At 68.2% G+C, this 12643-nt stretch carries 10 protein-coding genes; 3 read left to right on the top strand and 7 right to left on the bottom strand.

Translation table 11 applies throughout. The features are described 5' to 3' along the window. Genes H8R02_RS08830 through H8R02_RS08810 form a run of 5 tightly spaced genes read right to left on the bottom strand, consistent with a single transcriptional unit; the run spans position 1 to position 6390 of the window. On the bottom strand, positions 1-960 hold the full coding sequence (locus H8R02_RS08830) for a Bug family tripartite tricarboxylate transporter substrate binding protein (protein ID WP_187081015.1): 960 nt from the start codon (positions 958-960) through the stop codon (positions 1-3). 26 nt (positions 961-986) lie between these two features. After that, positions 987-3689 carry an aconitate hydratase AcnA gene (gene acnA, locus H8R02_RS08825; protein WP_187081014.1) on the bottom strand — a complete coding sequence of 901 codons (2703 nt, stop codon included), beginning with the start codon at positions 3687-3689 and terminating at the stop codon, positions 987-989. Further along, on the bottom strand, positions 3689-4675 hold the full coding sequence (locus H8R02_RS08820; RefSeq protein WP_187081013.1) for a Bug family tripartite tricarboxylate transporter substrate binding protein: 987 nt from the start codon (positions 4673-4675) through the stop codon (positions 3689-3691). The genes acnA and H8R02_RS08820 overlap by 1 nt, the downstream gene beginning before the upstream one ends. Before the next feature lie 28 nt (positions 4676-4703). Continuing rightward, positions 4704-5009: a DUF4387 domain-containing protein gene (locus H8R02_RS08815; protein ID WP_187081012.1), complete on the bottom strand. Its 306-nt coding sequence runs from the start codon at positions 5007-5009 to the stop codon at positions 4704-4706. A 10-nt stretch (positions 5010-5019) separates the two neighbouring features. After that, positions 5020-6390 carry an acyclic terpene utilization AtuA family protein gene (locus H8R02_RS08810; RefSeq protein ID WP_187081011.1) on the bottom strand — a complete coding sequence of 457 codons (1371 nt, stop codon included), beginning with the start codon at positions 6388-6390 and terminating at the stop codon, positions 5020-5022. Between the two features lie 87 nt (positions 6391-6477). On the opposite strand from H8R02_RS08810, the gene H8R02_RS08805 reads away from it, so the two are divergent. Then, positions 6478-7227, top strand: coding sequence for a GntR family transcriptional regulator (locus H8R02_RS08805; RefSeq protein ID WP_187081010.1), 750 nt, complete (start codon positions 6478-6480; stop codon positions 7225-7227). A gap of 299 nt (positions 7228-7526) precedes the next feature. Here H8R02_RS08805 and H8R02_RS08800 read toward each other — a convergent pair whose 3' ends face one another. Then, entirely contained in the window at positions 7527-8555 is a 1029-nt protein-coding gene (locus tag H8R02_RS08800; RefSeq protein WP_187081009.1) for an IS110 family RNA-guided transposase, read from the bottom strand. 180 nt (positions 8556-8735) lie between these two features. Beyond that, a complete protein-coding gene (locus tag H8R02_RS08795; RefSeq protein WP_187081008.1) occupies positions 8736-9986 on the bottom strand; it encodes an amidohydrolase family protein in 1251 nt (416 codons plus the stop codon). A 100-nt stretch (positions 9987-10086) separates the two neighbouring features. Between H8R02_RS08795 and H8R02_RS08790 the strand changes: the two genes are divergently transcribed. Beyond that, entirely contained in the window at positions 10087-11682 is a 1596-nt protein-coding gene (locus tag H8R02_RS08790) for an ABC transporter substrate-binding protein (protein WP_187081007.1), read from the top strand. Between the two features lie 13 nt (positions 11683-11695). Next, the gene (locus H8R02_RS08785) at positions 11696-12637 is read left to right on the top strand and encodes an ABC transporter permease (protein WP_187081006.1); all 942 of its coding nucleotides are present in this window, start codon (positions 11696-11698) and stop codon (positions 12635-12637) included. The last annotated feature ends 6 nt before the right edge of the window (positions 12638-12643 follow it).

Below are 12643 nucleotides of genomic sequence, written 5' to 3'. Positions count from 1 at the left end.
TCATTCGATCTTGAGGTTCGCGCGCTTGGCAAGGGCGCGCCAGCGCTCCACGTCGGAGCGCACGATGTCCATCATCTGTTCGGGCGTGCCGCCCACGGCGGTGGTGCCCTCGGCCGTGAACTTCTCGCTGACGTTGCGCGAGCGGAGCACTTCGTTGAGTTCGCGGTTGAGGAAGGCGACGACCTCCGGCGGCACGCCTTTCGGTGCCGCAACGGCTTTCCAGTCCACCAGCAGGTAGTCGGGCCAGCCCTGTTCGGCGAAGGTGGGCACGTCCGGCATCGACGCCATGCGCTGCGCGCTCGCGACGCCCAGCGCGCGCACGCGGCCGGAACGGATGAAGGGCGAGGCGTAGGTGGCGCTGGTGAGCATCATGTCCACCTGCCCCGACATCACGTCGTTGAAGGCTTGCGACGAGCCCTTGTACGGCACGTGCGTCATCTGCACGCCCATGTTGAACGCGAGCTCCTCCATGCCGACGTGCGCGATGGAGCCCACGCCCGCGGAGCCGTACGACAGCTTGCCGGGCTTGTCCTTGGCGGCCTGTGCGAGGTCCTTCGCGTTCTTCAGCGGCGAATTCGTGTTGACAACCACGACCGCCGGGTCGCGCGACACCATGATGATCGGCTGCATGTCGCCGATCGGGTCGAACGGGACTTTGGTGAGCGCGGCCTGGATCGGGTAGGTGCTCGACATGTTGAGCAGCGTGTAGCCGTCGGGCTTCGACTTCAGGACGTAGGCCGAGCCGATGTTGCCGCCGGCGCCGACGCGGTTCTCCACCACGATGGGCTGCTTGATGCGGTCGCCCAGCTCCTTGGCGAGCATGCGCGCCACCACGTCGCCGCCGCCGCCGGCCGCGAAGGGCACGACGAAGGTGAGGGGGCGGTTGGGGAAGGCCGATTGCGCGAGTGCCGCCCACGACGAAGTGGCGGCCGCGGCGGCCAGGAAGGTGCGTCTTTGCATGGTTCGGTCGGTCTCCTTGCGGCGCGTCATCCCCGCGGAGGCGGGGATCCAAGGCGTTGAACGCTTTGGATTCCCGCCTGCGCGGGAATGACGGAAAGGCGGTTGTGCACGAAGGGCATCATTCCGCCGGCGCGCCAGACTTCGACTTCGCTCGCCGTGTCGAGGCGGCAGCGGCAATCGATGGTGATGGTCGTGCCGCTGCTGCGGCGGATCGTCACTTGCATCGTCGCGCCCGGTGCGGCCAAAGCCGTGTCGATGAAGTACTGCTCGCTGCCGTCGAGCCCGAGCGTCTTGCGCGTCTGCCCGCCCATGAACTGCAGCGGCAGCACGCCCATGTTCGCGAGGTTGGAGCGGTGGATGCGCTCGAAGCCCTCGGCGATCACGGCTTTCACGCCCAGCAGGCGCGTGCCCTTCGCCGCCCAGTCGCGCGAGGAGCCCGCTCCGTAGTCCTTGCCGGCGACGATCACGAGCGGTGTGCCTTGCTCGCGATAACGTTCGGCGGCTTCGTAGACCGTGGTCACTTCGCTCGTGCCCGCGATGCGCGTGCAGCCGCCTTCGCGGTCCACCAGCTCGTTGCGCAGGCGGATGTTGGCGAAGGCGCCGCGCACCATCACTTCGTGGTTGGAGCGGCGCGAGCCGTACGCGTTGAAGTCCTCATCCTTCACGCCATGCGAGCGCAGGTACTGCGCGGCCGGCGATTGCGGCGCGATGGCCGCCGCGGGCGAGATGTGGTCCGTCGTTATGCCGTCGCCCAGCACGAGCAGGGCGCGGGCGCCCTCGATCGGGCCGCTGCCCTTTGCGAGGTCCGCGTCGAGGTACGGCGGCTTGCGGATGTAGGTGCTGCGGGCGTCCCAAGGGAAGAGTTCACTGCCGGCCACGCGCAGCTGCTGCCACGATTCCGCGCCTTCGAACAGGTTGCGGTACCCGCGCTCGAACACTTCGCGGCCGACGAAGCGCTGCACGGCCTGCTGCACCTCGTCGTCGGAAGGCCAGAGTTCGCGCAGCATCACCGGCTTGCCGTCGCGGTCCGTGCCCAGCGGTTCTCGCGTGAGGTCCACGCCCATGTGGCCCGCCAGCGCGTACGCCACCACGAGCGGCGGCGACATGAGGTAGTTGCCCTTGACGAGCTGGTGCACGCGGGCTTCGAAGTTGCGGTTGCCCGAAAGCACCGAGCACACGGCAAGGTCCTGCGCGCGGATCGCGGCCTCGACATCGTGGGCGAGTTCGCCTGAGTTGCCGCCGCAGGTGGCGCAGCCGTAGCCGGCGATGTTGAAACCCAGGGCATCGAGCGCGTCCTGCAGACCCGCCGCGCGCAGGTACTCGCCGACCGCGCGCGAGCCCGGCGTGAGCGAGGTCTTCACCCACGGCCGCGTCCGCAGGCCGCGCGCGACCGCATTGCGGGCCAGCAAGCCCGCGGCGAGCATGACGGATGGGTTCGACGTGTTCGTGCAGCTCGTGATGGCGGCGATGACGACGGCGCCGTCGGATACGGCATCGACGCGTCGCGTTGCGTCGAAAGCGCCGGGCACGCGAGCCGCTCCGGCTGCAGCACCGGCACCGGAGGCATGCAGTGCAGCGACAGTGTCCAGGGCGCGCAACTCATGCGGCTTGCGAGGACCTGCAACGCTGGGGACGACTTCCGCCAGGTGCAGCTGCACGACGTCGGTGTAAAGCGGCTCCGGCGTCGACGCGTCGCGCCACAAGCCCTGGAAGCGCGCATACGCCTCGACCCGCTGCGCCTCGCGGCCGGTGAGCCTCAGGTACTCGATGGTGAGCGCGTCGACGGGGTACAGCGCGCAGTTCGACCCGTACTCGGGCGCCATGTTCGCCAGGGTCGCGCGATCCGCAACGCCGAGCGTGTCGAGCGCGGGGCCGAAGAACTCGACCAGCGCATCCACAACCCCCGCCTTGCGCAGCAACTGCGTGAGCGTGAGCACCAGGTCCGTCGCCGTCACGCCTTCGCGCAGCGCACCGGTGAGCTTCACGCCCACCACGCGCTTCACGGCTGTCACGAGCGGCAGGCCCATCATCGCCGCCTCGGCCTCGATGCCGCCGACGCCCCAGCCCAGGACGCCCAGCCCGTTGACCATCGTGCTGTGGCTGTCGGTGCCGACCATCGTGTCGGGGAAGGCGATGCCGTCTTCGGCCCGCACCACCTGCGCGATGTGCTCCACGTTCACCTGGTGCAGGATGCCGCGCCCGGGCGGCACCACGCGCAGGTTGGGGAAGGCCTGCTGCGCCCACTTCGCCAGCGCGAAGCGCTCGGCATTGCGCTCGAACTCGCGCGCCATGTTGATGCGCTCCGCATCCGCCGAGCCGGCCGCATCGACGATCAGTGAATGGTCAATGACGAGGTCCACGGGGATGCGCGGGTTCACGCGCGTGGGGTCGCCGCTCGCATCGCGCATGCCGTCGCGCAGCATCGCCAGGTCCACGAGCGACGGGATGCCGGTGTAGTCCTGCATCAGCACGCGCGCGGGGTGGAAGGGCACCTCGACCGCTTCCGCCTGCGCGGGCGACCAGTTCACCAGCCGCGCGAAGTCGTCCTGCGTGACGCCGTTGGTGCCGATGTGGCGCAGCACGTTCTCGGCGAGTACGCGCAGGCAATACGGCAGCCGCGCGACGGCCGCCTCGCCGCCCGCGGCCGCCGCGAGGCTGTAGCCGCGCAACCCGGTCGTGCCCACCGGCTGCAGGAAGGCCTGCTGCGGACGTCTCTCGACAGAAGACATCAGTTGATCTTGATGTTGGCCTGCTTGATCACGTTGCGCCACCGCTCCATGTCTTCCTTGATCGTCTCGGCGAACTGCTGCGGCGTGCCACCCGCGACGCCCACGTCGTCCTGCGCGAAGCGCGCCTGCATCTCGGGCGACTTCAGCACCGCGTTGATGTCGGCGTTGACCTTGGCGATGATCTCCGGCGGCGTGCCCTTGGCGGCGACGAGGCCGTGCCAAAGGTCCGCGCGGTAGTTCGGCAGGCCCTGCTCGGCAAACGTCGGCAGGTTGGGGAACGACGCGAGCCGCTGCGGCGCACCCACGGCCAGCATGCGCACCTTGCCGGACTTGGCGAGCGAGGCGAAGGAGCTCGTGCCGCCCAGCATCATCTGGATCTGGCCGCCCGCGAGGTCCACCAGCGCGGCGCCCGTGCCCTTGTACGGCACGTGCGTGATCTGGATGCCGGCCTGGTAGTTGAAGTACTCGGTGGCCAGGTGCGCGAGGCCCGCGGTGCCGGACGAGCCGTAGGAGATCTTGCTCGGGTCCTTCTTCGCATCGGCGATGAACTCCTGCAGCGTCTTGTACGGCGTGTTCGGGCCCACGGCCAGCACCATCGCCTCGCGCGTGAACTGCACCACCGGCACGATGGCGCCGATGGGGTCGAACGAGGGCTTGTTGACGATGGCGTTGCCCGCGTAGCTGCCGGAGATGACGAGGAAGGTGTAGCCGTCCGCCGGCTCGCGCAGCGCGGCTTCGGCCCCGAGGTTGCCGCCCGCGCCCGGCTTGTTGTCGATGACGACGGTGTAGCCGTGCTGCTCGGTGAGCTTCTGCGCGACGAGGCGCGAGAAGGTGTCCGAGCCGCCGCCGGGGGCGAACGGCACGACGAACTTCACGGGCTTGGCCGGGTACTTCGATTGTGCGAAGGCGGGCGCGGCGATGCCGAGGGCGGCAGCGCAGGTGGCGAGCGAGAGGGCGAGGGTGAGGGTGCGACGGGTGAACTGCATGTTGTCTCCTTTTTCGTACTTCGGAACTTCAGACTTCCAGGTCCAGCAGGCGGACGTACTGCTGCCCGCCGTGCATGTCGCGCTCCAGCAGGCCGCCTTGCGGCCGCTGGCGCGGGTAGGACACTTTCAGCACCAGCAGGTCGGGGACAGGGTGGTGCTGCACCAGCGCCGAGTCGACGCCGAAGACAGCGGCGATGGCGGCGGGTTGCAAGGCTTGCGAATGCGCGTACGCGTCGTACGCGGCGCGGTCGCGGAACTCCAGGTCCACGGTGATCCAGAACGGCCCCGCGTTCTTGGAGCGGATGTGTCGGCAGACGTCGGTGAGCTTGGGCATCTTCGTCTCCTTACGCCTGCACGAACACGGTCCGCACGAGCTCGTGGCCGTCGGCCACCTGCACGACGTGGTTGAGCTTGAAGTCGAATACCTGGCCACGCTCGATCTCGGCCGGCGAGAAGGGGAAGGCGTAGCTCGGCAGCTCGCGCTCCTCGTTGAGCGGCAGGTGGAAGAACCACGGGTTGCATGTCTTGGCGATCTGCGTGGCGACCTGCTGCGTGGCCGCGGTGGCGACGAAGAGCAGGCCCACCTCGCGCGGCGGCGCGCTGCCGGCGGGCACCGGCGCGCCGGTCACGGCGTTCCAGCCGTAGGGGCGGATGGAGATGTCGAAGTTGCCGGCCCGCTCGCCCATGGTCTGGCGCACGCGGGCCGTGAGCACCTCTTGCATCTTGTGCACGAAGCGGTCGATCTCGGCGAGCACCGCGCGGTCCTGGATGCCGACGAGCATGATGGTCTGGTAGCCGCTGCCGGCTGCGCCTTCGAGCTTCATCGTGTACGGCGTGGGGCGGAACTGCGAACCGTTGACGCGCACGATGGCGTCGTCGACGGGCTCGTAAGTCGCGTGGGTCACGTCGACGATGCCGCCGGGTTCGACCAGCTCGAACGGGTCGTTGTTCTCGTACAGCAGGTGGGCTGACACGGTGCGCGGCGTGCAGCGGTTGCCGGGCGTCAGCGGCTCGATCTCGAATGCGTTCTGGCCGATGCGCACCATCACGCCGCCGGCGCGCGGCGTGGTCGTGCAGAGCGACCCGCACTCGGCCACCTTTGCCGCGTGCCACGAAGGCCCGGCGCCCGCGCCCTTCATGACCGGGAAGGCGGCGAGCACGGCGGAGTCGGATGCGCGGCCGCCGAGCACGATGTTCGCGCCTTGTTCGAGCGCCGCGATGAAGGGCTCCGGACCCATCAGCGCGACGATGTGGTCGCAGGCCGTGAAGTCTTCCGGGTTCGCGGTGTTGAAGGGCGCCAGTGGCTTGATCCTGCCTTCGCGGGCGCGCTGCGCCATCAGCTGCGCCGGCTGCTCGGCGTAGAGCAGGGCGATCTTCGGGTGCAGGCCTTCCTCGCGCGCGATCTCCAGCGCGATGTCCCGCGTCCAGTCCAGCGCGGCGTCGCAGCCCGACGTGCCGCAGGAGCCGATGAGCAGCGGAATCTTCGCCTTCGCCTGTGCGCGCATCATGATCGCGAGGTCGTGCTTCACCGCGTCGCGCGAGTACTTCGCCACGCCGGTGGCGAGGTAGGCCGGGCCGCTGTCGGTGGAGCCCGCGTCGCAGGCGATCGCGTGCGCGCCGGCGGCGATGCCGGCCGCGACCTCTTTCTCGCTCACGCCGATGCCCACCGCGCCCGTGGGCACGAGGATGTTGATGGTGTTGCGCAGTCTGTCCATGCCGGAGATTCTGGTGTCGGCCACCCCTGCCTACAATGGAACCACTGGTCCTATCACTCAGACCAAGAGAGACCAAGGAAAACCCTGATGCCGCACGGCAAGCCGGTGGCCCGCTACCACGTGATCGAGATGACGCTGGCGTCGCGCATCCGCGACGGCCACTACGGCGCCGAGGGGCTGCCGGGCGAGCGCGTGCTGGCGGCCGAGTTCGGCGCGGCGCGCGTGACGATCCGCAGCGCGCTCAAGCGGCTGGAGGACCAGGGCCTGGTCATCCGCAGCGAGCGGCGCGGCACGCTCGCCGCCACCGCGGCCGGCAAGCCGAGGCGGTTGCTGCGCGAGCACGTGGACAGCTTTCTCGACCGCGGGCGGCGCGACAAGCGCAAGGTGCTGTTCTACCGGCATGTCGACGCGACACCCGTCGTTGCCGATGCCCTGGCCGTGGCGCCCGGTACCAAGGTGCTGCGCGTGGTGCGGCTTCGTTCGGACGCCGCCGGCACGCTCACGTACACGGAAGCATTCGTCGCCCCTGCCATCGCGCATGCGCTCAGCCGCGCCGCGCTGGAGCGCAAGGCCTTCGTGCAACTGCTGGAGGACCATGGCTTCGCGATCCGCGTCGCGGAGCAGGTGGTCTCGAGCGAGCGCGTGCCTTATGAGGTGGCGCAGGCGCTGGGGATCGCGCTGGACGCGCCGGTGCTCAAGCTGGCGCGCGTGATCAGGGGCGATGCTGGGGCGCCGCTGCAGTACATGCTGGGTTGGTATCGCGCGGACCGGTTCGAGGTGCGGATGAACATGTCGCGCGCGGACGACGCCACGAAGGTCTGGATCGCGTATCGATGAGGTGCGAACGCCGTCATGCCGGGCTATATGGACGCCTGCGGGTTTTCAAGCGGGGGTAGTTGACTGACGGCGCCTGGGGGCGAAGTTGCAGATCTATATCCGGCCTGTGGTGCGAGCGCGCTGAGCGGTCGCTGGCCCCGATGGATGTTCGCTGGCTTGCACCTCATTCTTGACGAGGACTGTTGATGCCCTGCCCGGCATTCAGGTTTGGCAAGCCACGGCTTCTGCCATTTGCCATCGATCATGGTTCCCGTTGCAACCCGTGAGGACCTCCTTTCTCGGTGCGATGAAGTGAGGGTCTATGCGCGCTGGCTCGGCCAGCCTGGCTGCCAGTCGCGCTCGTATCGCAGCAGCGCCCAAGCCGTGCGGGCCATCTTGTTGGCTACGGCCACCACCGCTACGTTGCGGGGCCGGCGCGCCAACAGCTCGCGCAGCCAGTCGTCGGGGTGTTTGGTATGGGTGACGACACTGCGAGCACCGTGGATGAACAGCGTGCGCAAGTACGTGTCGCCACGTTTGCTGATGCCCAGCATGCGGGTCTTGCCGCCGGTGCCGGTGTGTGCCGGCACCAAGCCCAGCCACGCGGCGAACTCACGGCCTGAGCGGAACGCACTGGCTTGGCCCATCGCAGCGCTGGCAGCCGTGGCCGTCAGTAGCCCGATGCCGGGAATCCTTGCGATTCGCTGCGCCGCCGCATCCTGGCGGTAGAGCGACTGCAGGCGCCGCTCGATCTGCCCGATCTGCTCGTCCAGCTGGCCCACGCGCTGCCATTGCTGCAGCAGCGTGTCCAGTACCACCTGGGGAAGCCGCGCGGTCAGCCGCTCCAGGGCTGCGGCTATGCCGCGCGCCAGAGGTGCACGGCCACGAGCGAACACCTCACCGTACTCGGTCAGCAGCCCGCGCAGCTCGTTGATCTGCATCGTGCGCACCTTCACCAGCTGCTGCCTCATGCGGTGCAGAGCCAGCACCGCCTGCTGCGCTTCGCTCTTGATGGCGACTGGTTTGATCTGCCCCTGACGCAGCGCCATCCAGATGGCTCGCGCGTCGATCGCATCGCTCTTGTTGCCCGTCACGAACGCCTTGACGGCCTTCGCTGGCAACAGCTTGACTTGGTGGCCAAGCCCGATCAGCTCACGCGCCCAGTACTGCGCGCCGCCGCATGCCTCCATCGCCACCAGGCAGCAGCCGCGGTTGGCAAAGTGCTCCAGCAGCTTCGCGCGCTTGATCCGAACGTTGCGAACCTCACCCGTGGCCGGCTCCACCCAGTGCAGCTGGAACACGTTCTTGGCGACATCTAGCCCGACGGGAGTCAACGCAGTAGCATCCATGGCGGAACCTCCGGCCTGTTTCAGGAAGAGTGATCTTCCTGCCTTGGGCACTTTGATGCCGTAAGCCCGGAGGTTCCCCCTCCGGGCCTCGGCAGCCGAGTTCACCCGGCAGGAGGCGTCCATTCCATTCTTGACCCGGCATCCATGGTTGCGTGACGACACGCCGGCATGGATTGCGGGTCAAGCCCGCAATGACACGTGGAGGCGCGCGGACGATTCGGGTGTTTCGGCGACCAACTGGCCGCGCTTCCACACCTTGAGCCGAGTCGGGCGCAGCCGGATGGCCTCCACGACGTCATCGGCCTGCAGCAGCACGAAGCTCGCCTCGCGGCCCGGCGCGATGCCGTAGCCGTCGAGATGCATCACCTTCGCGGCATTCACCGTCACCGCGTCGAAGCAGGCGCGGATGCCCTTCACGCTCGTCATCTGCGCCACATGCAGCCCCATGTGCGCCACGTCCAGCATGTCGCCCGACCCCATTGCATACCACGGGTCCATCACGCAGTCATGGCCGAATGCGACCGTCACGCCTGCATTCATCAGCTCCGGCACACGCGTCATCCCGCGCCGCTTCGGGTACGTGTCGTGCCGCCCCTGCAGCGTGATGTTGATCAGCGGATTGGCGATCACCGACACGCCGCTTTCCGCAATCAGCGGCAGCAGCTTGCTCACGTAGTAGTTGTCCATGCTGTGCATGGAGGTGCAGTGGCTGCCAGTCACGCGCCCCTGCAGCCCGAGCCGCTGCGCCTCGAAAGCCAGCGTCTCGATGTGCCGCGACATCGGGTCGTCGGTCTCGTCGCAGTGCATGTCGACCAGCTTGCCGCGCTCGGCGGCGATTTCGCACAGCAGCTTCACGCTCGCGGCGCCTTCGGCCATCGTGCGCTCGAAGTGCGGGATGCCGCCGACGATGTCCACGCCCTTGTCGAGTGCGCGCTCGAGGTTCTCCGCGCCGCCCGGGGAGCGCAGCACACCGTCCTGCGGGAAGGCAACGAGCTGCAGGTCGATGACGGCCGCCACCTTGCGCTTCACCTCGAGCAGGGCGTCCACCGCCAGCAGGGAAGGATCGCTCGTGTCCACGTGGCTGCGGATCGCGAGCAGGCCCTTGGCGACGGCCATCTCGCAATACCGCAGGGCGCGCTGCAAGATGTCCTCGTGCTTCAGCGACGGCTTGAGCTCGCCCCATAGCGCGATGCCCTCCAGCAGCGTCCCGCTCTCGTTCACCCGCGGGTTGCCGTACGTGAGCACGCTGTCCATGTGGAAGTGCGGGTCGCAGAAGGGCGGCGCGAGCAGCCGGCCGCCGGCGTCCAGCGTCTCGTGCGCGGGCGCGGCCAGGCCGGGCGCGACCTCGACGATGCGGCCGCCCTGCACGGCAACCGAGATGTCGCGGCGCCCGTCCGGGAGCGCCGCATGGGTGATGAGAAGGTCCAGCATTTGCACCCTGTTGTAGCACCAACGCCGCCGCGCCAGCGGGTTTCCCCGGAGTGGCGGGCGTGGCTGCCCGCGCAGAATGAGCCGACGAAAGGAGTACCTGATGACTAAGTCTCGTCGCAGCTTCTTCCTCTCGGCGGCCGTGGCCGCCTCCCTGCTCGGCGCCGGAGCGGCCTGGGCCCAGGCGAACGTGTTGCGGATCGTGCCGCACTCCAACCTCGCCATCCTCGACCCCATCTGGACCACCGCGTACATGAGCCGCAACCACGGCTATATGATCTACGACACGCTGTTCGGCACGGACGCGGAAGCGAAGGTCAAGCCGCAGATGGTCGAGACCTGGACCGAGAGCCCCGACAAGCGCCTGTGGACCTTCAAGCTGCGCAAGGGCCTGGAGTTCCACGACGGCAAGCCGGTGACCGGCGAAGACGTCATTGCCAGCCTGCAGCGCTGGGGCAAGCGCGACGCGATGGGCTCCGCGCTGATGCAGTTCGTGCTGCGCATGGACTCGCCGACGCCGGACACCTTCCGCATCTTCCTCAACGAGGCCAACGGCTTCATGCTGGAGGCGCTGGGCAAGCCCAGCTCCAACGTGCCCTTCATCATGCCCAAGCGCATCGCGGAGACCGATGCCTTCAAGCAGATCGAGGAGCACATCGGCTCCGGCCCCTTCATCTTCAGGAAGGACGAGTTCAAGCCCGGCGACAAGGCCGTGTACGTCAAGAACCCGAGGTACGTGCCGCGCAGCGAGCCGCCGTCGGGCACCACGGGCGGCAAGCACGTGTACGTCGACCGCGTCGAGTGGAACCTCGCGCTGCGCGACGCGCAGGCGCAGGTGAGCGCGCTCAAGAAGGGCGAGGTGGACATCATCGAGGCGCTGCCCTTCGACTTCTACGACGCGGTCAAGTCGGACCCGACGCTGCAGGTGCCCTCGTACGCCACCCGCGGGCTGCAGTACATCGCGCGCTTCAACCACCTGCACAAGCCCTTCGACAACGCGAAGGTGCGGCAGGCGGCGCTGGCCGCGCTCACGCAGGAGCCGTTCCTGAAGGCGCAGGTGGGCGTGAAGGCGCTGTACCGCCCGTGCGCGAGCATGTTCATCTGCGGCACGCCGTACGGCAGCACCGCGGGCAGCGACATCCAGTTCAAGAGCAACATGAAGAAGGCGCAGGACCTGCTCAAGGCCAGCGGCTACGACGGCACGCCCATCGTGCTGATGAAACCCACGGACCTGGCCTCGATCCAGAAGCTGCCCGACGTGGGCGCGCAGCTGTTGCGGCAGGCCGGCTTCAAGGTGGACCTGCAGGCCATGGACTGGCAGACGCTGGTGGGCCGCCGCGCCAAGAAGGACCCGCCGGACAAGGGCGGCTGGCACATGTTCATGACCGCCTGGCAGACCTTCGACGTGTGGAGCCCGATCTCCAACCCGATGATGGACACGCGCGGCGACAAGAGCGGCTGGTTCGGCTGGGCGCTGGACGACAAGATGCAGGCGATCCGCAACGAGTTCATGCGCGCCACCGACGAGGCCACCAAGAAGAAGCTGGCCGACCAGCTGCATGCGCGCGCCTTCGAGATCGGCACGCACGCCCCCCTGGGCGAGTACGACCAGCCGATGGCCGCGACGAAGAACATCAGCGGATGGTTCGTCACCAACGGCAACATCTACTGGAACCTCAAGAAGTCCGCGCCGAACTGAGCCCGCCACCGCCATGATCCAGTTCCTCGGCCGGCGCCTGCTCGCCACGGTGCCGGTCCTGCTGGTCGTGTCGGTGTTCGTCTTCCTGATGCTGCGGCTCACGCCGGGCGACCCGGCGGCGGTGCTGGCGGGAGACGCAGCCAGCACAGAACAGATCGCGCGGATCCGCACGAGCCTGGGCCTGGACAAGTCGGTGCCCGAGCAGTTCTTCATCTGGTTCGGCAACCTGCTCACCGGCGACCTGGGCCAGAGCTACTACTACAAGACGCCGGTCACCACCCTCATCGGCCAGCGGCTGGAGCCGACGCTGTCGCTCGCGTCGCTCACGATCGTCATTGCGGTGTTGGTGGCCGTGCCGCTGGGCGTGCTCGCGGCGTGGCGCTTCGGCGGCTGGCTCGATCGCGCGCTCATGGGGTTCTCGGTGCTCGGGTTCTCGGTGCCGGTGTTCGTGCTGGCGTACCTGCTGATCTGGCTGGTGTCGCTCAAGCTGGGGTGGCTGCCGGTGCAGGGCTACCGGCGCGTCGCCGAGGGCGTTGGGCCGTGGCTGTACCACCTCGTGCTGCCCGCGATCACGCTGAGCATCATCTACATCGCGCTCATCGCGCGCGTGACGCGCGCTTCGGTGCTGGAAACGCTCGGCGAGGACTACGTGCGCACCGCGCGCGCCAAGGGGCTGCCGGAGCGCAAGGTGCTGCTGCGGCATGCGCTCACGAATGCGGCGGTGCCGATCGTGACGGTGATCGGCATCGGCATCGCGCTGCTGATCGGCGGTGTGGTCGTGACGGAGTCGGTGTATGCGATTCCCGGCCTCGGGCGCCTGACGGTGGACGCAGTGCTGGCGCGCGATTTCCCGACGATCCAGGGCGTGATCCTTTTCTTCTCGCTCGCGTACGTGCTCATCAACCTCGTGATCGACCTGAGCTACGTGTTCTTCGACCCGCGTATCCGCTATTAGGACCCC

Source organism: Ramlibacter albus, from assembly GCF_014297445.1.
GTDB classification, from domain to species: domain Bacteria; phylum Pseudomonadota; class Gammaproteobacteria; order Burkholderiales; family Burkholderiaceae_C; genus Ramlibacter; species Ramlibacter albus.
Note: the sequence above shows the minus strand (reverse complement) of the source record. Positions and strands in the feature narration are given on the sequence as shown.

Coding starts and splice junctions, on each gene's coding strand:
- H8R02_RS08830 (WP_187081015.1), bottom strand. CDS start 960: ATGCAAAGACGCACCTTCCTGGCCGCCGCGGCCGCCACTTCGTCGTGG.
- acnA (WP_187081014.1), bottom strand. CDS start 3,689: ATGTCTTCTGTCGAGAGACGTCCGCAGCAGGCCTTCCTGCAGCCGGTG.
- H8R02_RS08820 (WP_187081013.1), bottom strand. CDS start 4,675: ATGCAGTTCACCCGTCGCACCCTCACCCTCGCCCTCTCGCTCGCCACC.
- H8R02_RS08815 (WP_187081012.1), bottom strand. CDS start 5,009: ATGCCCAAGCTCACCGACGTCTGCCGACACATCCGCTCCAAGAACGCG.
- H8R02_RS08810 (WP_187081011.1), bottom strand. CDS start 6,390: ATGGACAGACTGCGCAACACCATCAACATCCTCGTGCCCACGGGCGCG.
- H8R02_RS08805 (WP_187081010.1), top strand. CDS start 6,478: ATGCCGCACGGCAAGCCGGTGGCCCGCTACCACGTGATCGAGATGACG.
- H8R02_RS08800 (WP_187081009.1), bottom strand. CDS start 8,555: ATGGATGCTACTGCGTTGACTCCCGTCGGGCTAGATGTCGCCAAGAAC.
- H8R02_RS08795 (WP_187081008.1), bottom strand. CDS start 9,986: ATGCTGGACCTTCTCATCACCCATGCGGCGCTCCCGGACGGGCGCCGC.
- H8R02_RS08790 (WP_187081007.1), top strand. CDS start 10,087: ATGACTAAGTCTCGTCGCAGCTTCTTCCTCTCGGCGGCCGTGGCCGCC.
- H8R02_RS08785 (WP_187081006.1), top strand. CDS start 11,696: ATGATCCAGTTCCTCGGCCGGCGCCTGCTCGCCACGGTGCCGGTCCTG.